This window comes from Ruegeria sp. B10, assembly GCF_056539825.1.
On the sequence record NZ_JBQFVP010000001.1, the window covers coordinates 88,736 to 109,980 of the forward strand.

Below are 21,245 nucleotides of genomic sequence, written 5' to 3' on the forward strand. Positions count from 1 at the left end.
TGTCAGAGTTTTAACACGATATATAGTTATCTTAAGGCCGGAGCGGGTGCTCTCCGCTCTGGTGTCACAAACGGGCAGCTGAGAGCGAGGAGCGATTCTGTGATGGACGGAGACTTCAGGACCGATTTTGTAAGAGAACCGGGTATGCTCAAACAGCATCCGGCCTTGGTTTTGAATGCCGATTACCGCCCTTTATCCTACTATCCCTTGTCTCTGTGGCCGTGGCAGGAGGCGGTCAAGGCGGCCTGGTTGGACAGGGTCGACATCGTGGCTGAATATGACGAAGTGGTCCGCAGCCCGAGCACCGAGATCCGAATACCGTCGGTGGTTGTCCTCAAAGACTATGTAAAACCCAGAAAGCGCGTGGCCTTCACGCGCTTTAATTTATTTCTAAGGGATGAATTCCGCTGCCAGTATTGCGGAAGCCGGGACAACCTGACTTTTGACCATGTGGTGCCGCGCGCCGCTGGAGGGGTAACGAGCTGGCAGAACGTGGTTGCGGCATGCAGCCCGTGCAACCTGCGTAAAGGCTCCAAATCGCTACGTCAGGCAGGAATGAACCTGCGCAAACCACCGCGTCAGCCCGATGCAGAGGCCTTGCGCAATATCGGACGGAAATTCCCGCCGAACCACCTGCATGACAGCTGGATCGACTTCCTTTACTGGGATGCGGAACTGGACGAAGCTTAGGCCTTCGCCCGCCACGCGGCCAGCCAGAGCAGAACCAGAACCGCAGAAATGGCTGCGTTCCAACCGGCCATGGACAGGCCAAACATTTCCCACGGAATCTCATCGCATCGCACCAGCGGGGCGGCCATGATCTGGTTCATAAGTTCTTCTGCCGACAACCCTCCGATATCACCCGAGGTGCAGGTTGAGGGGCCTTCCCACCATCCTTGCTCGACACCCGCGTGAAAGAAGCCAATTCCGGCCGTGATCATCGCGGCCAAGGCTCCGATCAGCGGTAGCGGGTTGAGTTTTGGCAGCACCAAGGCCAGAGCGCCGATCACGACTGCAGCAACATGGGGATAGCGTTGCCAGATGCACATTTTGCAGGGGGCGAGACCGCCAATATGTTGAAACCCCCATGCACCCAACAACAGGGCCGCCGACCCTCCGGCTGCCAGGATCACGTAAGTTGATCGTTTTGTCATAGATATTTAACCGCCAGAAACCCACCAAACAGCAGGATGATGAACAGGGTGAACATAAGCCCGAGGCGCTTTTCGATGAAGTCACGGATCGGCTCTCCGAACTTCCACAGCAGGCCTGCCACAAGGAAGAACCGCAACGCGCGCGCCAGAATCGAGGTCGCAATAAAGGTGCCCAGCGGCATGCCGGTCCAGCCGGACATGATGGTGATCACCTTGTAGGGGAAGGGGGTCACACCGGCGGCGAGAACAGCCCAGAAGCCGAAATCGTTGAAGCGGGTGTTGAACTCTTCCATCGCGTCGGCCTTGCCCATGGACTCGAGAATGGGTTGACCGATGCTTTCATAGGCAAAGGCGCCAATCGCATAGCCCAGCATCCCGCCCAGAACCGAGGCCACAAGGGCAACGCCTGCAATGAGCCACGCCTTCGAGGGGCGCGCCAGAATCATCGGGATCATCAGGACATCGGGCGGAATCGGAAAGAATGAGCTTTCGATAAAAGCCACGACTGCAAGAGCCCATAGGGCATGAGGGTGCTCGGCCAGCCGAATGGTCCAGTCATACAGGGATCGCAGCATCACACTCTCACAGTCGCGTCTCAGGTCGTGACAGGCAAACCACGGGCGTGCAGAAGGGTCAACTGCCGCGCGGCCAACAATCGACTGGGCAGTGTGTTTTTGCCTCTGGACCTTCCCAGTCAGGGGCGCTAATCCAATGTCCGTGGCCCAAGTGGCGGAATGGTAGACGCAGGGGATTCAAAATCCCCCGGTAGTGATACCGTGCCGGTTCGAGTCCGGCCTTGGGTACCAAAGTAAAAACAGAGGGTTAGGGGAACCTGCTCTCTGTTTTTTCTTATTCAGGTGATGTCTTGCTACGCATGTGCTCCCTTAGCGGGCACCAAATCCGCTTTCCTCTGAATAAAATGCGTTTTGCCACGATGCGGTTCCAATGGCTCAGAAACCGCCGCGCGATGGGGAAAGATTTGAAAACAACCTCATATCTGATGCGAGAGGCGTTCTGTTGAAGGGCTGGCCTTGACTTTCAGCGTATCTGAATGAAACCTCGGACCTGTTGGGAGATATCGGAAAATCTATACAGCTGGCCCTGTTGCAATGCGGATTGATCTGACCTATCGGCACAATCCCCAATGCGGGTCCCGGAAGGGAGGCGTCAGCCTTTTCCCGCCCAAGTCATAATAATGGGAGTTCTTAAATGAAAAACAGCAGCAAGCTTAGCCTCGGCGCGTTTGTGACCGCTGCAATGATGGCGCCTGCCGCCTATGCGGAAGAGTTTATCACCATCGGCACAGGTGGCGTAACCGGCGTGTACTATCCTACCGGTGGTGCGATCTGCCGTCTGGTCAACAAAGGCCGCAAGGAACATGGCGTACGTTGCTCGGTCGAATCGACCGGCGGCTCGGTCTACAACATCAACACCATCCGCGAGGGTGAGCTGGAGTTTGGTGTCGCCCAGTCCGACTGGCAGTACCACGCATTTAACGGCACATCGAAATTCGAAGAGGCTGGCCCCTTCGAAAACCTGCGCGCCGTATTCTCGGTACACCCCGAGCCCTTCACCGTTGTGGCCCGTGCCGATTCCGGCATCGCCAGCTTTGAAGACCTCAAAGGCAAGCGCGTCAACATCGGCAACCCCGGTTCCGGTCAGCGCGGCACCATGGACGTTGTTCTGGAAGCCATGGGCTGGACTCTGGACGACTTCGAACTGGCATCCGAGCTGAAAGCGGCCGAGCAGTCGGCAGCTCTGTGCGACAACCAGATCGACGCGATGATCTACACTGTTGGTCACCCGTCGGGTTCGATCCAGGAAGCGACCACCGCATGTGATTCCGTTCTGGTGAACGTCACTGGCGACGCGATTGACGGCCTGATCGACGGCAACTCGTACTACCGTACTGCGACCATTCCGGGTGGCATGTATCGTGGCTCGGACGGTGACACCACCACCTTTGGTGTTGGCGCAACCTTCGTGACTTCGGCAGATGTGTCGGAAGATGCTGTGTATGCAGTTGTCAGCTCGGTTTTCGAGAACTTCGACGACTTCAAAAAGCTGCACCCTGCATTTGCAAACCTGAAGCCGGAAGAGATGATCGCGGACGGCCTGTCGGCTCCGCTGCATCCGGGCGCTGAAAAGTACTACAAAGAAAAAGGCTGGGTTCAGTAAACCAGACCTGAAGCAGGGTGCCCAAGGGCGCCCTGCAACTCAAGCCCGGATCGAACGGGCAAAAATAAGGCCAAAAAGGCCACATGACGGGGAGACATTTATATGAGTTCCGACACGCAATCCAACCGACCGCTATCCGAAGAAGAGCTGCAGGAGCTTGTAGCCTCCTCCGATGCCGGCGGTCGTAACCCGGTCGGTAGTGTCGGGGTATTTCTGGCGATTGTCGCCGCGCTTTGGTCGGTGTTTCAGGTCGTTTTGGCCTCTCCAGTATCAAACGTCGTTTTGCCCGGCAGCGTGGTCAACAACTCGCGCCAGATCCATCTGGCCTTTGCGATGTTCTTGGCTTTTGCGGCCTATCCGGCGCTGAAATCCAGCCCTCGGAACTATATACCCGTGCAGGACTGGATCATGGGCCTGCTGGGCGCGTTTGTGGCGCTCTACGGCTACTTTTTCTACGATAAGATCGTGAATGCAGGCGGTCTGGCGGACGACACCGATAAATGGGTCGCGCTGGGTGGGTTGCTGTTGCTGTTCGAGGCCGCGCGTCGTGCGCTTGGCCCGGCCATGGCGATCATCGCGACGATCTTCCTAGCTTATGTGTTTTTCGGCTCGTCCGAATGGGTGCCTGAGGTGATCCGTTGGAAGGGCGCGAGTCTGAAAAAAGCGATGAGCCATATGTGGATCACGTCTGAGGGCGTGTTCGGCATCGCGCTTGGAGTCTCGACGAAATTCGTCTTCCTGTTCGTGCTATTCGGGGCGTTGCTCGATAAAGCCGGGGCAGGGAACTACTTTATCAAGATGGCCTTCGGGGCCCTTGGCCACCTGCGCGGTGGCCCGGCCAAGGCGGCTGTTGTGGGTTCGGCTGCAACCGGTCTGATCTCGGGCTCGTCGATCGCAAACGTTGTGACCACCGGTACTTTCACCATTCCGCTGATGAAGCGTGTTGGTTTTAGCAGCGAACAGGCGGGCTCGGTCGAGGTGGCCTCGTCAGTGAACGGCCAGATCATGCCGCCCGTGATGGGGGCTGCGGCCTTTCTGATGGTGGAATATGTGGGCATTTCCTATGTCGAAGTGATCACCCACGCCTTCCTTCCCGCCGCGATTTCCTACATTGCGCTGGTCTATATCGTGCATCTGGAAGCCGTGAAGCGGAACATGCCCACGCTGGGCAACCGTGAGGTTCACCTCGCGCGGACCGTGGTCGGAATGCTGTCCTTCTTTATCGTCTTTGCTGGCCTGTGCTATGGCTCGCAATACCCGGTCGAAGCGGTCACCAGCATGGTTCCAACCGCCGCTGGCATGGTGCTGAGCCTGATCGTCTGTGCGGTCTATGTCGTACTGCTGTATCTGGCCGCGCAGGTCCCCGATCTTGAGCCGGATGATCCAAACGCCAAAGAGGTAGAACTGCCGGTCATCGCAGACATCTACAAAGCGGGTCTGCACTATCTGCTGCCGATCATCGTGCTGGTCTACTTCTTGATGATCGAGCAGAAATCACCCGGTCTGTCTGCCTTCTGGGCGACGGCGCTGCTGTTCGTGATCCTTCTGACGCAGAAGCCACTCAAGGCGATCTTTCGGGGCGAGAGCGAGGTCTACAACCGCTTCATCGACGGTGTTGCCGACCTCTGGCAGGGCCTGATCGACGGCGCGCGCAACATGATCGGGATCGCTTTGGCCACGGCCACTGCGGGCGTGATCGTGGGCACCGTGACACTGACTGGTGTGGGCCAGGTGATGGCCGATCTGGTCGAGTTCCTGTCGGGCGGCAACCTGATCCTGATGCTGGTGATGGTTGGTATCCTCAGCCTGATCCTGGGCATGGGCCTGCCAACCACGGCGAACTATATCGTCGTCAGCTCTCTGATGGCCGGTGTGGTTGTTGAACTGGGCGCACAGAGCGGGCTGATCGTGCCGCTGATCGCGGTACACCTGTTCGTGTTCTACTTCGGAATCATGGCGGACGTGACGCCTCCGGTCGGGTTGGCGAGCTTTGCGGCTGCGGCCGTGTCCGGCGGTGACGCGATCCGTACTGGTTTCACGGCCTTTTTCTACAGCCTTCGCACCGTCGCGCTGCCTTTTGTGTTCATCTTCAACACAGACCTGCTGCTGATCGACGTGACATGGGTCGAAGGGATCACCGTTGCCATATTTGCTACGATTGCGATTTTGGTCTTCACGGCGGGCACAATGGGTTATTTCCTGACCCATAACCGCATTTACGAAAGCGTTGCACTGATCGCGGTAGCCTTTGCGCTGTTCCGGCCAGACTTCTTCATGGACCGCATCTCACCACCCTTTAGCTCAGTCGAGCCAGCCGCCTTCGTGGAGACCATCGGAGAAACGCCTCCGGGCACCGAGGTCCGCGTTGTTGTCAGCGGTCCTGACTTCGACACGCTCGAGATGACCGACACTACCGTTGTCGTGACTGTTGGCGACGAAGAGGGCGGAGCCGCGCGCGTTGACGCCATGGGTCTGCTGCTGATGGAAGAGGACGGTCTGGTCAAACTCGAAGAGCCGCTTTTCGGTTCGCCTGTCGCGGATGAGCTAGGCATATTCGACTATTACAGCGATGACGCGGTGCGTCTGAGCTCGGTCAGCCTGCCGTCCGGTCAGCCTCCGAAACAGCTGATCTATATCCCGGCGATGCTCTTGTTGGGTTTGATCGCCTTCCTGCAACGCGGCCGGGCCGCCAGACAAGAAGAGGTGGCGGCATGACACAATCGGTTCTCTGCGCCGTAGATATCAGCAATGGTGATCTGGACAGCCCTGTATTGCAGAAAGCGGCCGCACTGGCGAATATGGACGGCGCGCAACTGGATGTGGTGACCGTCCTGCCGGACTATGGTGAAAGCTGGGTCTCGGGGTTCTTCGAGGCTGACCACCACGAAAAGGCGTTGGAACAGGCACAGGTTGAGTTGACCGAGCTATGCGTGGCGACCTTGGGCGCTGAGCGTAATGCCTCCGTCCGGCATGTCGTCGCCACCGGGACAGCCTATCAAGAGATCCTGAAAACGGCGGAAAGCGCGGGGTCGGACTTGATCGTAATCGGGGCGCACAAGCCGGACCTGAAAGACTATCTTCTGGGGCCGAATGCCGCCCGTGTGGTGCGGCATGCGAACGTCTCGGTCTACGTTGTGCGGTAGATCAGTATCCGGTCATCTCCAGATAACCGCGCCCGGCGTGGCTGCCTGAGACGGTGACCGGGCCTTCCCAGTACTCAAATCGCGTTCCCATCCACGCAACGGGGAGCAACGCCGCAACCTCAACGTCCAAGTCATATTCTGGCAGTGCGACGTTCCAGCGTATCGGCACGTCGCGCCCGGCAACCGGCGCGGTTTCAAGCGGCTTGAACGAGGCCGACCCATCAGGCAACGCCCGCGTGGTGCCATCGGCATTGATCCATGTGGCGGCCGTAAAGTCCTGACGATCGCCACGCAGGCGAAAACCCATCAGCTTCTCGCCGGTATCAAAGCTGAGAGAGAACCAATCCCAACCGCTCTGATCCTCGGCCAGTGGTTGCGAGGACCACTCACGATCCAACCACGCCTGACCGTTGACCGTGACGTCTCGGTCTGGCAGGTGCAATGTGCCTTCCACAGCGTAGAACGGTTGCGAGTAGTAGTAGCTCGCTTGTCCGTCGGCGGATTTCACCGAATAGCCAGCGTCCCCATGAAAGACCAACGGCCCTTGGGCGTTCAGCGCAAGGTCATAGCCAAAATCTGCGCCATGGGCCGTCAGGGACAGAGTATCAAAGTCAGGTCCACTCATCCGCCATTCGTCAATCCACGCCGCGAATGGTTCGGCGATGACACCGGCTTGACCCACGCCACCGCGCGACAGGCGTTCCGCAAAGAAATGGCGTTCGGGCGTCGTGACGGCCGCATGGCCCATCCAGATCTGAGGGCTCTGCCAGCCTTCGGTTTCAAAGGGTTTCAGGGCTGATCGGAACAAGGTCCATTGAATGCCATAGTCTTTCCCGTCATCGCCCTTCAGGTTGGCCGTCAAATACCACCATTCGATCCGATACGCGGGATGAGGGCCGTGATCTGCGGGGAATTCGAACGTGTAGCCGCGCTGAGGGACTTCGAATCCTTCGGCGGAACCGCCAAGCCCTGCATACCCCTGAGCCAAGGCACCGAGGGGAAAAAGAAGCAACAGGGTTATAAAAATGGCCTTAGCGTTCATTGGCAAATACTCTCAGCAAGTCGGCGGGTGGCAGCCGTAGCAGACGCAGGGCGGGCAGGGCGGCCGCGGCCAGCGCGGCAACGAGGGTCAGCAGGAAGAGAACCAGCCAGTCCCATGGGAAGACATACATGGGCAGCCGCCAACCGAAGGCCTCAACATTGATTACAGCCAGCAGCACCCAGGCGAGGATCAGCCCGAGTGGCAGCGCAAGGCAAGCCGTCATCGCGGCCAGAATGGCACTGCGCGACAGCTCCAGCCGTGCCAGTTGCGCGCGGTCTAGCCCAAGCGCCCAAACCGGGGCAATCTGGGGCAGGCGCTGCGTCCAGAGCGTCAGGAGGCTGGTGAGGATGGCAAACCCGGCAACCCCAAGTGTCAAGACATTCAGGGCTGAGGTTACCACAAAGGTCTTCTCGAAGATCGCGCGGGATTGGGCCTTCATCGCCGCTTGTTGAACAACGGCATGAGGCGCAAGCTCGAACCGCTCGCGCAGGGTCTGCGCCAACTCGGTCGCGCGGTTTGGGTCGAGCCGAATGCCGAACCGGCGCGCCTCTTGCCCCGGTGCGATTTGGTCCAGTTGCGCCATCGAAACAATCGCTTGCCCGGTCGGGTTGCCATAGTCCGAGTAAACCCCTGCGACTGGCAGTTGGTGGTTCGGACCAAGGCGTAGCACGTCACCGGGCCAAAGGTCGGCGCGTCGTGCAAGCTGTTCGTTTATCAAAACCGCATCACCCGACATGACCCGATCCCAACTATCATCTGTGCGCGCGATCAATGGCCAATACTGGCGGTAGGTCGGGTCGTCGACCACGCCATACAGGAACAACGGCCCGGTTTCATGCGCCAGTTCCACGTTGCGGATGGGGAGGGTAGCTGTGACTTGCGGCTCTAGCCACTGGGTGATCTCACGCCCTTGTTGGTCGCTTTCGGCGGTCAGGTAAAGCTCGGAGGTTAGTCGTTGATCCAGCCAGCCGACAAAGGTGAGGCGGAAGCTGGAGACCATCGTTCCCACGCCGATATTCGCCGCGAGGGCCAGCAGTAGGGCCATCAATGCGAGCGACAGACCGGGCAGTTGCGCGCGCATGTCTGCCCAGACCCATTGCGCCACCGGGCCGTGGGCGCGACGGGCGCAGAGGTTTAGCGCTACAGACAGGCTAATCGGCAACAGCAAGGCCGCCCCCGTCAACAGGCCCGCCAATAGTGCGAAACCGCCGAGGAGGCCTCCGACCGTGGTGTAAGCGAGGCCCCCGAAGACAAGCAGCGCCAAGCCGCAGTAGGCCGCTAGCCGTTGGCCTTGCCCGCTTTCGCGCCAGGCCTGCACGCCCGGGCCAGCCAATAACGGCATTCGTGACAGGCGCCAAAGGGCTTGTGCGCTCGCGATCAGAGTGCCTCCGAGCGCCATTCCTAATCCGGCCAACGCCCATGCGGGTTGGAGGGTCAATTGCCCGCTCACAGGTGCGCCGTAGAGGCCGCGCAATGTGGCGGCCACATCTGGTAAAAGCGCTCCGGCGAGGAAGAAGCCTAGGATCAAGCCGATGATGCCTCCGATCAGGGCCAGCAGGGTCAGCTCAGCCAGGATCAACCAGACCAGCCGCCGCATCGAGACACCAAGCGCCCGCAACGTTCGGATCATGCCGCGACGCTGCGCAAAAGCCAAACCGACTGTGCCGTTGACGATGAACAGCCCCACGGCAAAGGACAGCATTCCAAACGCGGTCAAGTTCAGGTGGAAACTATCGGTCAGCTGCGCGGTATCGACCTGTGAGGCGGGGCTGACCCGCTCCAACTCTGGCGCGATTTCGGACAGTGGAGGGCCCGAGCGGGGTTGGTTCGGCAGAACCACAAGGCGAGAGATTTGGCCGGGTGCGTCCAGCAAGGTTTCGGCGACTCCAATGTCCGTCAAGATCACGTCGGGTGGAAGCTCGGTCGTGATCAGGACCGGCGGCAGATCGCCCTGTGCCTGCAATAGGGTGGCCAACTCAGCCGAGGCCAGCAAGCGGCCCGGGGCCGTCAGGATATCAGCGGGATCCGTTTCGGCCTCAGCCTCGGTGATCGCAGGCAGGGCTGGATAGGCGACCATGTCGACGCCTAACACGCGCAGCGTTCGGCCGTGGATGCGAAAGGGCCCCTCGAGCACCGCTGCGACTTGCCAGCCGGCGCGGCGCAGGTCTGCATAGCGGTCCAGCGGGATCGCGCCCGACGGATCGCGCAGCTCATCGAACTGGCCGAGGGCAAGCTGCGCATCGGCACGGGCGTAGCTGGCGCGGGCCTCGGCGTTGATCGCCTGAACGGCCGACCAAAGCCCGGTTGCCAATGCGATCCCGATCAGCAGTGTAGCAAACTGCAACCAATGGCTCCGCCAATGAGACGTCAGCGCCTGTATTATGGCAGCCGTCATTGAATACGCCCACCTGCCAGATGAACTCTGCGATCCAGTTGGCCTGCGATATCTTGCGAATGGGTTACCAACAGCAGCGCGGCACCCGACTCAGTCACGAGGGACAGCATCAGATCCAGAACGGCCGCACTGGCGGTTTCATCCAGATTGCCCGTCGGCTCATCCGCAAGCAGCAGCTTCGGCCTCACGGCCATCGCGCGCCCGATGGCGACGCGTTGTTGCTGACCGCCGGACAGTCGCTCAGGGAAGCGGGACAGAAGATCGCTCAGGCCAAGGCGATCTGCCAGATGCGCCTCCCAGTCTGGATCATGACACCCAGCCAGCCGCGCGTGGAAGGAGAGGTTCTGGGCGACCGTCAGCGATGGGATCAGGTTGAACTGCTGAAACACCAGCGAGACGTGTTTCCGTCGTAGCCCGGCGCGCCCGGCATCATCCAGACCCGACAGAGCAAGACCGTCCAATGTGATCTCTCCGGCGTCGAAATGATCCAGCGCGGCCGAGAGATTCAGCAAGGTGGATTTGCCGCTGCCGCTTTCACCGGTCAGCGCCAAGGTTTGACCGTGGTCCAGCGACAGCGAGACATCCTGCAGCACAGGCCGTCCACCGGGATAGGTCTTGTGAACATGTTCAATCGACAACAGCATGATCCGCCTCGCTTTTTGTCCTAGATGTGCAACTGTTTGATCCGCTGTCCAGTGCCGACTGGGTCTTGATACGTGACATCGGCCTGTGCCCTTGTGCTTGCGGGCTGCAAAGGTCATGCTGAGACGACCTTACCGCAGCTTGATTCAGGACGTAAAAACATGACCTTGCTACATCAGATTGTCTGGGGAAGCACGTTTCTGGGCCTTTGTTTTCTGGTCGAAATCCTGCTTTTGACGTGGTGTACTGTGGTGATCATGAAGATGGAAACCAATCTGGAAAAGAGAGGCGTGTTTATGGGCACGGCGATGCCGATTGCGGTGGCTCTCGTTTTCATTGTCGCGATCCACACCATTCAGGTTTGGATTTGGGCGATCGTCTGGGTGTTGCTCGACGTTCTGCCGGATTGGAACACCGCGATTTACTTTTCCTTGGTGACCTTCACGACCCTGGGCTACGGCGACATTGTTCTGGGTGAGGCACTTCGGATTTTCGGATCTTTCGCTTCTGTGGCAGGGCTGTTGGCCTTTGGCCTGTCGACCGCTTACATGGTTGCCATGATGACGCGCGTATTTCAGGACCGAATTTTCTCTTAAAGAATAGGGGCAAAGAGCCGCGCCAGAGGGGCGCCAAAGCGGATATGGGCTGGTTGCTGGGACATTGATCGCGTTAGCTCATAGCAGTTCTCGAAATCGGCCGACAGCATCTCACTGACGGCTTCCGCCGCGCGTGGGTCGAATAACAGCGCCATTGCTTCGAAATTCAGCCGGAATGAGCGGTTGTCCAGATTTGTCGTTCCAACCGCAGCCAGGGCATCGTCGACCACAAACGCCTTTTGATGCATGAAGCCGTCAGTGTAGCGGAACACGCGCACGCCACAGTCTCGAATCTCATCGAAATAGGCAAAGGCGGCCAGCCAGGGCAGGCGGTGGTCGATCACGTCTGGTAGCAAAATACGGACATCGACGCCGCGCATGGCCGCGTGCTGCAAGGCGGTCATGATGTCGATATCCGGCACGAAATAGGGCGAGGCGATCCACAGTCTTTCCTTGGCCTCGGCGATGGCGGCAAAGAACAGCATGGCACCGGTTTCGGTGTCATCTCCTGGCCCGGTTGCCACCAATAGGGCGTTCATGTCCTGCTCGGCCTCGCTTCCTGCCCAATCAAGGTGGTCAATCAGATCCTCGTCACGCGCCCAGTGCCAGTCTTCGCAGAAAATCAGCTGAAGCTGCCGCACGATATGGCCGGTCATCTTCAGGTGTGTGTCACGCCAATGGCCGAAACGCTCGCTTTGGCCCAGATACTCGACCCCTACATTGTGGCCGCCGATGAATCCGGTTTCGCCATCAGTGATCACCGTTTTGCGGTGATTGCGATAGTTCAGCTGAAACCGGAAGTTCGGGCCACGTTGTTCTTTGGGATCGGCTACATCTATCCCGGCCTCTCGCATCGTTTCGAGATAGGTGGGAGGAAGGCCGTAGCTGCCGACGGCATCTGTCATGAACCGAACGTGTACGCCGCGCTTGGCTGCGTCGATCAGCTTTTTGTGCAGCTCTTGCCCAAGCGCATCATCCCGGACGATGTAGAACTGGATCAGGATGTAGTTTTTAGCGGCATCAATCGCCTTGAAAATCGAATCAAACGTGGCCTGCCCATCGACCAGCAACTCAGCCCCGTTCCCGCGTGAGACGGGCAGGTGGGCCAGAACCTCAAACGGACGTGGGTTGAGTGTCATAGTCGAGGGATCGGGTTTCGAATAGTCGGCAAAGGTCTTGATGCCCTCGACGACACGCTCGCTTTCCTGCCGCGCGATGCGGTAGCCGCGAAAGCGGTGGTGGCCTAGAAACAAATACATCGGTACCGCAAAGAAAGGGGCCGAGATCAGGAAGACCACCCAGCCCACTGCCCCCTGAGGGGTACGCGCGGTTTGCGCCGCGCGTAGCGAGAACACGCCTGCTGTCACGTAGAGACAAAAAACGAGGGCAGAAACAAGCAATGTCCACATAGGGTTGAGGGCCTCCGGCGCAGGTTAGTTAGCGCCAGTGTAGATGCGAGACCAGTCCTGCGCCATATCCACAATGACCCAGCCCATGTCGGGGCCTTTATCCAACCCATCAACCAAGCGCCCAATTGGGCTTTCGCGGTCATAGGCCCATTCCCGTTCCGCATCCGTGTGGTGGACAAGGACCCCAAGACGCGGACCATCACCGGCCGTGGTCCACTCCATCATGGCGAAGTCGCCGTCCGAGTTACCCCCGGCCAGAATGGGCCGCTTGCCGAGTGTGCGTTCGATGTTGATCGGCTTGCCCTCCTTGTCGTCGATAAAGGCGATGCCCGGTTCCTTGACGATGGTTGGAACACCATCGACCTGCGCATAGCTGGTGGTGCCATAAGTGCCGAGGATTTGCTCGGACGGAATGCCATAGGCCTGTTCGGCAAAGACCCGCATGAAATGAAGACCGCCGCCTGAGACGATGTAGGTCGTAAATCCCTCATCACGCAGATAGCGCAACAACTCGACCATTGGTTGGTAGGTCATCTGATCAAAGGGTAAACCGGTATCGGGGTGCTGCGTATTGTCCAGCCAATCGGCTACCGCGGTCTGAAACGCCTCGACGCTGACGCCGGAATGCGAGGCGTTGACGACCTCGATCAACGCGTCGTGACCGCCTTCTAGGATGGTAGCAAGATCACCCTCTGCGGCAGCTTTCAAGGTCGGAGTGGCCAGGATGCCTGGGTCCTGCTCAGCCAACTCGGCCAGCCGATCCATAGCAAAGATGAACTGGAAATAGACTGGCTGTTCTGCCCAAAGCGTGCCGTCATTGTCAAAGACCGCGACCCGGTCCGCAGGGGTGACATAATCCGGGCCGTCAGGGTCGGTCACGGCCTCGACAAACTCTACAATCGCCGCCTTCGATTCACTTTGCGTCCAACTGGGCAGAGGGTCCGCCAACAGTGAAAAAGGGGCGACGGACAAAAGGGCGCTTAGAACAGCGTGTTTCATGAAATTCTCGGTGGTTTTGGAATGGAAAAGGGCCGCCCCATGACGGGCGGCCCGGTATATTTGAACGCCAGTTTTAGTTGTTGGTCGGCGTTGTCAGCTTCTCCATAACCTGATCTAGGTTGAAGCTTGCCGCTTTCTGGCGCGGTGGGAATTCCTCAAACGTGCTCAGGAACGTACCGACATATTGCTGGGCGGGAACCAGGAAATAGGCCCGATCCAACAGCCAGTCATAGTAGGTGTTCGAGGTCCGGTATGCGCGCTCATACGGGTCGCGGCGCAGGTTGATGATCAACGGGATGCGTAGCTCGGTCCAGGGTTCGATCCAGGCGCGCAGTGTTGCCCATGCTTTCTGCTCTAGGAAGATCAGCTTCCAGTCTTCAAAACGAAGCGCCGTCAGGTCGCCATCGTCGGAGAAGTAGAAAATCTCTTTCCGGGGGCTTTCGGTGGACTCACCGGTCAGCAAGGGCAGGATATTGTAGCCATCCAGATGCACCTTGTAGTCACGGCCCATACCAGACGAGCTATAGCCTGCTTTCAGCTTTTCCTTGATGTCCGGATCGCCGGCAACTGCAAGGTAGGTGGGCAGCCAGTCCATATGGTGAACGATCTCGTTGGTGACAGAACCGGCCTCAATCTGGCCCGGCCAGCGCACCATCGAGGGCACACGCCATCCGCCTTCCCAGTTGGTATTCTTCTCACCCCAGAAAGGCGTCGCGGCGGCATCCGGCCACGTGTTCATGTGCGGGCCGTTGTCGGTGGAGTAGTGAACGATCGTGTTGTCGGCGATGCCAAGCTCGTCCAGCAAATCCAGCAGTTGCCCGACATGCATGTCATGTTCGATCATGCCTGCCGTGTACTCATCGGCTACACGACCCGAGATTTCGTTGGCCTTGGTGCGCATTTCGTCTTTGACGTGGGTCCGGAAGTGCATTCGGGTCCCGTTCCACCAGACATAAAAGGGCTGCCCCTGCTCATGCGCGCGGGTGATGAAGTCGATGGCGGCCGCAACGGTCTCATCATCTACGGTTTCCATGCGCTTGCGGGTCAGAGGGCCGGTGTCTTCGATCGTGCCATCTGATTTCGACTTGATCACGCCACGTGGGCCGTACGCCTCGCGGAAGGTGCGGCCATCGGCCAACACGCGATCGCCGGGATAGTCTTCGTTTTCCGGCTCTTCTTCGGCATTCAGGTGGTAAAGATTGCCAAAAAACTCATCAAATCCATGGTTTGTTGGCAGGTGTTCATCTTTGTCACCCAGATGGTTCTTACCGAACTGACCCGTCACATAGCCGTGGTCTTTCAGCAGGCCAGGAATGGTCGGATCCTCGACCTGCATTCCCAGATCAGCACCGGGAAGGCCAACCTTGGACAGACCGGTCCGGAACACGGACTGACCCATGATGTAGGAGGACCGGCCCGCGGTACAGGACTGCTCACCGTAGTAGTCGGTGAAGATCATGCCTTCTTTGGCGACGCGGTCGATATTGGGTGTCTGATATCCCATTAGGCCCATCGTGTAGGCCGAGATATTCGACTGACCAATGTCATCGCCCCATATCACAAGAATATTGGGCTTTTGATCCTGCGCCCAAGCCGGCAGGGCAAGGGCAACGGCTACAGTGGCAACAGCGACCCTGCGCACTGCACTGCGCCAATTGTTAGCAAACATTCGTGGAGGTGACATGTAGTACTCCTCAGTAAACGGGAATTAATGGCCCGGTAATTTTATCGTTAATGGCAGCGGCCGACTTAAGGAAAAGACCGCGAGCAAGGTGTTGATTGTCAGACAAAAAACTATCTATTGGTCCGAGAATCGAACAGAACTAGATTAGGCTATGAAACGTATCGAAAACTTATCATATGATCGCTTTGAAAGATACTAATGTTTGATGTTGATGAGGATATCCGAACGCTGACCCAGTCGGATTGGTTTGGCGCGCGCGGCCACAAATTTCAGAGCGATCTTATGACCTGCGCCGTTCGAAAAACCTTTGATGCGGGGGAAACGCTTTATCTCTACGGCGATGAGGCAAATGGAATTCACGCGGTTCTCAGCGGCGCTGTTCAGATCACCGCCCCGGCCGATGACGGGCAGGAATTTGTCGTTCATCGCGATGGGCGCGGGTTTTGGGTTGGTGATTTGGCGCTGTTTGCCGAAGCGCGACGCCTGATCAGTGTGATGGCGACCCAAAAAACCCGGGCCTTGTTCTTTCCCACCTCACGGGTCGAGAGGCTGGTCCAGGACAACCCGGAATACATACGCGATTTCTACGCATTGACGCGCGAGAACATGAAAACATCCCTGCGCATCATGGCCAATCTGGCCGTCACGGGCACCGAGAAACGCCTCGTTTTGCGTCTGTTGCATCTGGACGAGGGTGCTGCGAAAGCCGACGGATGGATCATCGTATCGCAAGAGGAGCTGGCCGCGATGGTCGCGGTTTCTCAACCGACCTTGCATCGCAACCTGCATCGTTTGGTGGATCTGGGTCTGGTCGAACTCGGCTATGGGCGCCTTCGCCTGATCGACCGCAGCAAACTGATTGCCAATTGCCAGAGTTAATTTAGGGGTTCAGCGGCGGCAAAGCATCCTTGTCGCGCGCGACCGCATCTTTCATTGAGGTTAGGCTTTGCAAGGCGGAACTCCAGTCTTCAGATTGATCGCGACCGGAGTACCGGGCAGCGCCGATGCGGGTCAGGCAGTCTTCCAGCTTTTCTGCATTTTTGGAGTTCCCGCCACGTGATCTCCAAAGCTCCAACGCGGTATAAGTCGCATTTAAATCATGAGCTTGTACGGCGGTCTTCAAAGCGTCTTCAGCATATCTCCGCGACGCCAGATAGCGACCACGGCGTGCCTCTCTCAAATCGCGGATGCGTGGGGAAAGAAAACGCCACACAGCTCCAATTGCGACAACGGCGATTGCGGCGAAGGCAACGATCTTCAGAACTTCATCCAGACTGGGCGGCTGCCATTTCGGCGGCGCAAGGGTCAGGTCTGTTGCGGGAACTGAGGCGGTTTCGACTTGGTTGGTCTGCAGGTTGAACCAATCGATGGAAACCTCGGGCAACTGCGCTTCACCTTCTTGCTGCGCGATATAAACGACCTCTTCCTGACGTTGGCCGGACAACACGCCACGTTCCTCGGATTCTGAAATCCGGGGTTCTTTGGGATAGGCGCGCAACAGCGGGCTTTGCTGTCGCGGTGTCAGAACCGGGATCAACAGCGGCGTTGTGCCAGAGATACGCGCAGTCAATTCGCGCGTGATGGCGTCACCGGCTTGCATGCCGGTCGGGCCTTCGAGTTTCTGCTCAAGGGTAAACCCAGTTGCGATGATCAACGGATCAAGACCTTCTGCGCCAGCCGGAATTTCGGCCGTTATCTTGACCGGAGGCAGGTCGACCGTGGCTTGAACCGGGGCACTTGTGTTGGGATCGGCATAGGTCACCGCAACCGTCTGCGCATCGAAGGTGATGTCGCCGGCGATCAACGGATACACCCTATAGCTACGCTGAACACCCGACCAAGTCTCTCCGTTCACGGTCTCACTGACCGGCCCCGAGGCCCGTTCGGGAAGGCGTACCAAGAGGTTCTGCTGTTCCAGAGAGGGAAATTCCGGCGGTTGCGGCATGAAAGTCGGCACCAGAACCTTGATCCGAACAATCGCTGGTTGGCCGACGATGACGGGCTCTTCCGGAGCCTCCACCGTGATCTGCGGAGCGGTTTCTTCGTTGCCTTGCGCGAAGACGGAAACGGGGAAGAGAAGAATGAAGAGGAGCGCGTATCTCATTCCGTTCGCACCTGATTTTCCAAAAGAAAGCGGTTGCGTAAAAAATCCTGCATGTCGGTGTCAATGGTGCTGATCCATTGCTCCGCATTCAGCGTTTGCGGTCCGTCCTTTGGTGCTTGGACCGTGGTTTCGCTACCGCGCGCGTCGTCATTGTCGAACACGGTATCGTCTGCGCCGATGCCAGCTTCCTCGCCCGTGTCAGACTGTTCCCGGGTCGTTTCGACATAGTCCAAGATAGCCTTGGAGACCTCGAGGTTATGTTGCGCGTCTGGCCAATCCGGGCGACGTTCCAGAGCGGTTTCAAACGCTGCAATTGCCGGGCGGTATTCGCGGTTTCGGATACGGGCCAAGCCTTCGGCAAAAGCGGCCTCGGCCGTGTTCAAACCGGCGAAAATCTCTGAGGCCTGTTCATATTGTCCGGCTTTGAGATACGCATAGCCCTTGTGATACGGGTCCTCAAACAGCTCGGCCGCGTCTCCAAACCGCTTCTGGTTCATCGCAATTTGCCCCTGCTGATCCGGCGTCAGGAACCAATCCCGCCATCCTTCGGCGCGCGCGCCCGCGGGCGGAAGGACGAACAGCGCCAAAAGAGCCCAGCGGATCACCCAACCTTTGCGGAACCACAAAAGCGACAGCAGCGCAGCGGGCCAGGCCAGAATCCAACCCTTGTCTTGCCAATCCAGCCGATCATCATCGTCCAGGGCAGCGGTATAGGCCGACTGAATTTGGCGTTGCAGCCGAGAGATATCCCGGTCGTCATCCGTGAACGCAACAGTCGAAGCACCTTGGACATTTCCCAGCTGCACAATCCGGTCGCCGTCGGGCAGCATGGTCAGGAAAAAAAGTTCATGGGTTGAGGTGCTTAGAGCAGGAACCTGAGATGGATCGAGATCGTCCAGAACGAACAAAACTGCGCCCGGGCTCTCGCTTTCGTCCAAAATGGATTGCGCCAGCGTCAGGGCATCAGCGGCGGCATCACCTTGTTTGGGCATCACGGCTGGCGTCAGCCCCTCAAGCAACGGGCGCAGAATGTTGGCGTCTTCGGTCAGAGGCGCGACGCGGTGTGGGGTACCGGCATAGGCGATCAGGGCGGTGCGTGCTCCAGCGCGTTCGGTGATCAGGTCGGCGATTTTGAACTTGGCTCGGTCCAGGCGCGACGGCGCAAGATCGGTGGTCTCCATGCTTTCGGTGACCTTGAGGGCGATCACCAGCGGCGCGGTATCCGCGATGAGCGGGTTGGGCGCGCGCGACCAAGTCGGCCCCGCCGCCGCGAGAGTGACAAGCGTGGCGATGATCATGGCAACGTCGATGGGATGAATTCGACGGTTCTCCTCCGCGCCGAGTTGCAAGGCGGTAGCAAGATGTGGTGCGATCCCTGCAGTCTGAATGGATTGACGGGTAGGCTTGGGTCTGATCCTCCACCACAGGAACGCCATGGGGATGAGGAGCAACAGGTAATACATTCGAATAAAATGGAAATCCGTTATGTCCATTGTCAGCTCACTCCCTTTTTTCGGCGGGAGATATGGAACCCGGTTGTGCTGATCAGAATGGCCATCAGCGCCAGCAGCAAAGGAATATGGGACAAGCTTTGCCGGGGTCGATAGCTTTGGGTTTCAACGGTTCGCGGGTTCAACTCATCAATGCGCGCGTATGTTTGCTCCAAAGCCGTCGTATCATCGGCAAAGAAATACTCTCCGCCCGTCCGGTCGGCTATGTCTTGCAGAGCCTGTAGGTCGACGCGATCTTCGCCCGAGGCATTCGGATCTCCGACCCCGATCGTGTAGATGACCACATTTTTCTCGGCAGCAATCGCCGAGGCATTAACTGGCGTCATACGGCTTGAGGTATCCGCCCCATCGCTGAGAACGATCATCAGGCGCTGGTCCACTTCGCTGGACTCGAATGTGCGAATTCCCAAGCCGATCGCATCACCAAGCGCCGTGTTTGGACCGGCCATGCCGACTTGAGTTTGATCCAGGAAGCCATTCAAACTATTGAGGTCTTCGGTGAACGGGGCTTGAATGAACGCGCGAGTGCCAAAGATGATCAGGGCCATCCGGTCGCCATCGCGTTCGGCGATGAACTGTTTCAAAACGCCTTTGACTGCATCCAGCCTCTGCATCGGCGCGCCAGAGTCAGTCTGAAAGTCGCGCTGATCCATCGAGCCTGAGATATCCAAGGCAAGAACAACATCGCGGGCGGATTTCTCGATCACAATTGGCTCGCTCAAACGCTCCGGTCTGGCGAGGGCCAAAACCAGAAGCGCCCAGATAGTGATGATACTGGCTGTTTGCAGTCTGGCGCGGTTTCGGATCACGGAGCCGGATTTTGGTTCAACACCAGCGGCTTGCGCGACTCGGCGAAAAAAGGGAATGCGGACGGAGGCCGTCTTCTCACGCCGAGGTGGGGTAAGGAAATACACCGCTGCGGGCAATGGCAGCAAGAGGAAGACCCAGGGCGCGGCGAAGGAAAACATCATGCGCTCCGATACGGTTTGTGAGACTTGACCCAATGCCGGGCCATTTGCGTGAGGTCTTCGTTCGAGTGTGTTGCCTTGTATGGCGCTTCGGTCAGCGCATGGCTTAATTCTTGGTTTAATGACGGCATATCAGAAGATTGTTTCAGAAACTTGATCCACTCGTCACCATATAGACCTGCGACCTGATCCCGAGGATATGCAGCCAAAGCCGTCCGCCGCAGCACCTCGGCGATCTTTGCTGACGGGACGTCTGGCACGGACAGCTCTGCCAGAGCAGCCCTTCGATAAGCGTTGGCGCGTCTGTGTTTGCGAACGACCGAAACCGCCGCGAATAAAACGATCAACAGCAAGACCGCCAAAACAGCCCATCCCCATGTCTGGGGTGTCATTGAAATGGGCGAAGGCTCGGGCGCGGGTTCGAGCATGTTCAGCAAGTCGACCAGAGATTTCCCGGTGGTGTCGATGCTCATCGCCGTGCTCCGCCATGTCCGAACAAGCGCATCAACTGATCCAGCGCAGGTTCAGAGGTCGTCAAGGGAACCACAGGGAACCCGTATCGGCGCGACCATTTGTGGAGCTGGGAAAGACGGTCCTCCATTGAGGCGCGGATTTTCGCGGAAAGCTCCGGATCGGAGCTGTCGATTTCGATCTGCGCGTCCCCGTCAGAGACGGTCAGTTTGAGGTCAGGCGCCAAGCTGCGCGATGCCGGATCGGCGACGTTGAACACAATCAGATCGTTCGACGCCGCAAGACGGTGGAGCAGGGATTCCGACCGGTCATCCAGCCCGTCGCAGTCGGAGAACAGGCAGATCAACCCGCTGGTTTGGCAGACACGCGCGGCCTCGGTCAGCATATCGTTCAAAGATACGGTCGGTTCCGGCGTCAGGCCCGCATGCAGGGCAGAGTTCGCTGCCGCTATGGAAGACAACAATCGCGTCAGGGCGGTCGCGCGGCGCTGAGGGCGATGTTCGGCCACGCTGGTGTCGCTGAAGACGAGGCCGCCCACGCGGTCTCCCTGACCCAATACGCGATGCGCGGCAATCGCTGCGGCCTCGGCGGCGACGACGGATTTCATATAGGCGACGGTTCCGAAGAACATCGAAACACGCTGATCGACCAGCAATAGGGCCGGGCGGTCGCGCTCTTCGGTATAGACCCTCACATGGGGGTCTCCGGTGCGGGCGGTAACCTTCCAGTCGATGGTCCGGATGTCGTCACCGGGCAGATAGCCGCGCAGTTCTTCAAAGTTAAGGCCACGTCCGCGCAGGCGCGAGGCATGGCGGCCGTTCAGGATCGACCGCGCGGGTTGACGGGGCAACAGGCTGAGCGCTCGGGCGCGGGGGCCAAGACGCACAAGCTGGTCGGCATCCACATGGATGCGCGGGTCTTTGGAATATGGCGCAGTCTGACTCATGCG

Annotated in this window: 19 protein-coding genes and 1 tRNA gene; 7 read left to right on the top strand and 13 right to left on the bottom strand. The window is 58.5% G+C overall.

Features of this window, described 5'->3' with window-relative positions; all coding sequences use genetic code 11:
- Window positions 1-102: 102 nt before the first annotated feature.
- Window positions 103-690: an HNH endonuclease gene (locus ACR0J4_RS00465; RefSeq protein ID WP_170458136.1), complete on the top strand. Its 588-nt coding sequence runs from the start codon at window positions 103-105 to the stop codon at window positions 688-690.
- Here ACR0J4_RS00465 and ACR0J4_RS00470 read toward each other — a convergent pair.
- Window positions 687-1,154 (bottom strand): disulfide bond formation protein B, encoded by a 468-nt coding sequence (locus ACR0J4_RS00470; RefSeq protein ID WP_170638759.1) that lies wholly within the window; start codon window positions 1,152-1,154, stop codon window positions 687-689. The genes ACR0J4_RS00465 and ACR0J4_RS00470 overlap by 4 nt on opposite strands.
- Window positions 1,151-1,729, bottom strand: a complete 579-nt coding sequence (locus tag ACR0J4_RS00475) for a YqaA family protein (RefSeq protein ID WP_170373645.1) — start codon at window positions 1,727-1,729, stop codon at window positions 1,151-1,153. Before ACR0J4_RS00475 ends, ACR0J4_RS00470 begins: the two co-directional genes overlap by 4 nt.
- A 145-nt stretch (window positions 1,730-1,874) precedes the next feature.
- Between ACR0J4_RS00475 and ACR0J4_RS00480 the strand changes: the two genes are divergently transcribed.
- The 4 genes from ACR0J4_RS00480 (at window position 1,875) to ACR0J4_RS00495 (ending at window position 6,475) form a co-directional block, all read left to right on the top strand.
- Window positions 1,875-1,960, top strand: a tRNA-Leu gene (locus ACR0J4_RS00480).
- Between the two features lie 403 nt (window positions 1,961-2,363).
- Window positions 2,364-3,332: a TAXI family TRAP transporter solute-binding subunit gene (locus ACR0J4_RS00485; RefSeq protein ID WP_170467054.1), complete on the top strand. Its 969-nt coding sequence runs from the start codon at window positions 2,364-2,366 to the stop codon at window positions 3,330-3,332.
- Window positions 3,333-3,434: 102 nt separating this feature from the next.
- Entirely contained in the window at window positions 3,435-6,047 is a 2,613-nt protein-coding gene (locus tag ACR0J4_RS00490; protein ID WP_170641505.1) for a TRAP transporter permease, read from the top strand.
- A complete protein-coding gene (locus ACR0J4_RS00495; protein WP_170641507.1) occupies window positions 6,044-6,475 on the top strand; it encodes a universal stress protein in 432 nt (143 codons plus the stop codon). The genes ACR0J4_RS00490 and ACR0J4_RS00495 overlap by 4 nt, the downstream gene beginning before the upstream one ends.
- A gap of 1 nt (window position 6,476) precedes the next feature.
- On the opposite strand, the gene ACR0J4_RS00500 is transcribed toward ACR0J4_RS00495, so the two are convergent.
- From ACR0J4_RS00500 to ACR0J4_RS00510, 3 genes are read right to left on the bottom strand one after another with little or no spacing between them, the layout of a single operon-like run.
- Window positions 6,477-7,517 (bottom strand): lipocalin-like domain-containing protein, encoded by a 1,041-nt coding sequence (locus ACR0J4_RS00500; protein WP_170641509.1) that lies wholly within the window; start codon window positions 7,515-7,517, stop codon window positions 6,477-6,479.
- Window positions 7,507-9,912, bottom strand: a complete 2,406-nt coding sequence (locus ACR0J4_RS00505; protein WP_170641511.1) for an FtsX-like permease family protein — start codon at window positions 9,910-9,912, stop codon at window positions 7,507-7,509. Before ACR0J4_RS00505 ends, ACR0J4_RS00500 begins: the two co-directional genes overlap by 11 nt.
- Window positions 9,909-10,556, bottom strand: a complete 648-nt coding sequence (locus ACR0J4_RS00510) for an ABC transporter ATP-binding protein (protein ID WP_170548858.1) — start codon at window positions 10,554-10,556, stop codon at window positions 9,909-9,911. Before ACR0J4_RS00510 ends, ACR0J4_RS00505 begins: the two co-directional genes overlap by 4 nt.
- Before the next feature lie 159 nt (window positions 10,557-10,715).
- Here ACR0J4_RS00510 and ACR0J4_RS00515 point away from each other — a divergent pair, with 159 nt between their 5' ends.
- A complete protein-coding gene (locus tag ACR0J4_RS00515; RefSeq protein ID WP_170373652.1) occupies window positions 10,716-11,150 on the top strand; it encodes a potassium channel family protein in 435 nt (144 codons plus the stop codon).
- Here the strand turns inward: ACR0J4_RS00515 and cls are convergent.
- From cls to ACR0J4_RS00530, 3 genes are all read right to left on the bottom strand, one after another.
- Window positions 11,147-12,559 (bottom strand): cardiolipin synthase, encoded by a 1,413-nt coding sequence (gene cls / locus ACR0J4_RS00520; RefSeq protein ID WP_170747365.1) that lies wholly within the window; start codon window positions 12,557-12,559, stop codon window positions 11,147-11,149. The two genes, ACR0J4_RS00515 and cls, sit on opposite strands and share 4 nt — an antisense overlap.
- A 24-nt stretch (window positions 12,560-12,583) precedes the next feature.
- A complete protein-coding gene (locus ACR0J4_RS00525; protein ID WP_170641515.1) occupies window positions 12,584-13,558 on the bottom strand; it encodes an HAD family hydrolase in 975 nt (324 codons plus the stop codon).
- Window positions 13,559-13,631: 73 nt separating this feature from the next.
- Entirely contained in the window at window positions 13,632-15,242 is a 1,611-nt protein-coding gene (locus ACR0J4_RS00530; protein WP_480523739.1) for an arylsulfatase, read from the bottom strand.
- A 198-nt stretch (window positions 15,243-15,440) separates the two neighbouring features.
- On the opposite strand from ACR0J4_RS00530, the gene ACR0J4_RS00535 reads away from it, so the two are divergent.
- Window positions 15,441-16,121, top strand: a complete 681-nt coding sequence (locus tag ACR0J4_RS00535) for a Crp/Fnr family transcriptional regulator (RefSeq protein WP_170373655.1) — start codon at window positions 15,441-15,443, stop codon at window positions 16,119-16,121.
- Window position 16,122: 1 nt separating this feature from the next.
- Here ACR0J4_RS00535 and ACR0J4_RS00540 read toward each other — a convergent pair whose 3' ends face one another.
- Genes ACR0J4_RS00540 through ACR0J4_RS00560 form a run of 5 tightly spaced genes read right to left on the bottom strand, consistent with a single transcriptional unit; the run spans window position 16,123 to window position 21,242 of the window.
- Window positions 16,123-17,346, bottom strand: coding sequence for a BatD family protein (locus tag ACR0J4_RS00540; protein WP_170641518.1), 1,224 nt, complete (start codon window positions 17,344-17,346; stop codon window positions 16,123-16,125).
- On the bottom strand, window positions 17,343-18,809 hold the full coding sequence (locus tag ACR0J4_RS00545) for a VWA domain-containing protein (protein WP_480668268.1): 1,467 nt from the start codon (window positions 18,807-18,809) through the stop codon (window positions 17,343-17,345). Before ACR0J4_RS00545 ends, ACR0J4_RS00540 begins: the two co-directional genes overlap by 4 nt.
- A gap of 32 nt (window positions 18,810-18,841) precedes the next feature.
- Window positions 18,842-19,828, bottom strand: a complete 987-nt coding sequence (locus ACR0J4_RS00550; protein WP_480668269.1) for a vWA domain-containing protein — start codon at window positions 19,826-19,828, stop codon at window positions 18,842-18,844.
- Window positions 19,825-20,298 (bottom strand): DUF4381 domain-containing protein, encoded by a 474-nt coding sequence (locus tag ACR0J4_RS00555; RefSeq protein ID WP_170747366.1) that lies wholly within the window; start codon window positions 20,296-20,298, stop codon window positions 19,825-19,827. Before ACR0J4_RS00555 ends, ACR0J4_RS00550 begins: the two co-directional genes overlap by 4 nt.
- Window positions 20,295-21,242, bottom strand: a complete 948-nt coding sequence (locus ACR0J4_RS00560; protein ID WP_170641526.1) for a DUF58 domain-containing protein — start codon at window positions 21,240-21,242, stop codon at window positions 20,295-20,297. The genes ACR0J4_RS00555 and ACR0J4_RS00560 overlap by 4 nt, the downstream gene beginning before the upstream one ends.
- Between the last annotated feature and the right edge of the window lie 3 nt (window positions 21,243-21,245).

Excerpts from the sequence above, each read along its gene's own strand:
- ACR0J4_RS00535 (WP_170373655.1), top strand. The coding sequence starts at position 15,441 with ATGTTTGATGTTGATGAGGATATCCGAACGCTGACCCAGTCGGATTGG.
- ACR0J4_RS00510 (WP_170548858.1), bottom strand. The coding sequence starts at position 10,556 with ATGCTGTTGTCGATTGAACATGTTCACAAGACCTATCCCGGTGGACGG.
- ACR0J4_RS00485 (WP_170467054.1), top strand. The coding sequence starts at position 2,364 with ATGAAAAACAGCAGCAAGCTTAGCCTCGGCGCGTTTGTGACCGCTGCA.
- ACR0J4_RS00490 (WP_170641505.1), top strand. The coding sequence starts at position 3,435 with ATGAGTTCCGACACGCAATCCAACCGACCGCTATCCGAAGAAGAGCTG.
- ACR0J4_RS00540 (WP_170641518.1), bottom strand. The coding sequence starts at position 17,346 with ATGAGATACGCGCTCCTCTTCATTCTTCTCTTCCCCGTTTCCGTCTTC.
- ACR0J4_RS00465 (WP_170458136.1), top strand. The coding sequence starts at position 103 with ATGGACGGAGACTTCAGGACCGATTTTGTAAGAGAACCGGGTATGCTC.
- ACR0J4_RS00545 (WP_480668268.1), bottom strand. The coding sequence starts at position 18,809 with ATGTATTACCTGTTGCTCCTCATCCCCATGGCGTTCCTGTGGTGGAGG.
- ACR0J4_RS00550 (WP_480668269.1), bottom strand. The coding sequence starts at position 19,828 with ATGATGTTTTCCTTCGCCGCGCCCTGGGTCTTCCTCTTGCTGCCATTG.
- ACR0J4_RS00495 (WP_170641507.1), top strand. The coding sequence starts at position 6,044 with ATGACACAATCGGTTCTCTGCGCCGTAGATATCAGCAATGGTGATCTG.
- ACR0J4_RS00525 (WP_170641515.1), bottom strand. The coding sequence starts at position 13,558 with ATGAAACACGCTGTTCTAAGCGCCCTTTTGTCCGTCGCCCCTTTTTCA.
- ACR0J4_RS00470 (WP_170638759.1), bottom strand. The coding sequence starts at position 1,154 with ATGACAAAACGATCAACTTACGTGATCCTGGCAGCCGGAGGGTCGGCG.
- ACR0J4_RS00515 (WP_170373652.1), top strand. The coding sequence starts at position 10,716 with ATGACCTTGCTACATCAGATTGTCTGGGGAAGCACGTTTCTGGGCCTT.
- ACR0J4_RS00530 (WP_480523739.1), bottom strand. The coding sequence starts at position 15,242 with ATGTCACCTCCACGAATGTTTGCTAACAATTGGCGCAGTGCAGTGCGC.
- ACR0J4_RS00505 (WP_170641511.1), bottom strand. The coding sequence starts at position 9,912 with ATGACGGCTGCCATAATACAGGCGCTGACGTCTCATTGGCGGAGCCAT.
- cls (WP_170747365.1), bottom strand. The coding sequence starts at position 12,559 with ATGTGGACATTGCTTGTTTCTGCCCTCGTTTTTTGTCTCTACGTGACA.
- ACR0J4_RS00560 (WP_170641526.1), bottom strand. The coding sequence starts at position 21,242 with ATGAGTCAGACTGCGCCATATTCCAAAGACCCGCGCATCCATGTGGAT.
- ACR0J4_RS00475 (WP_170373645.1), bottom strand. The coding sequence starts at position 1,729 with ATGCTGCGATCCCTGTATGACTGGACCATTCGGCTGGCCGAGCACCCT.
- ACR0J4_RS00555 (WP_170747366.1), bottom strand. The coding sequence starts at position 20,298 with ATGAGCATCGACACCACCGGGAAATCTCTGGTCGACTTGCTGAACATG.
- ACR0J4_RS00500 (WP_170641509.1), bottom strand. The coding sequence starts at position 7,517 with ATGAACGCTAAGGCCATTTTTATAACCCTGTTGCTTCTTTTTCCCCTC.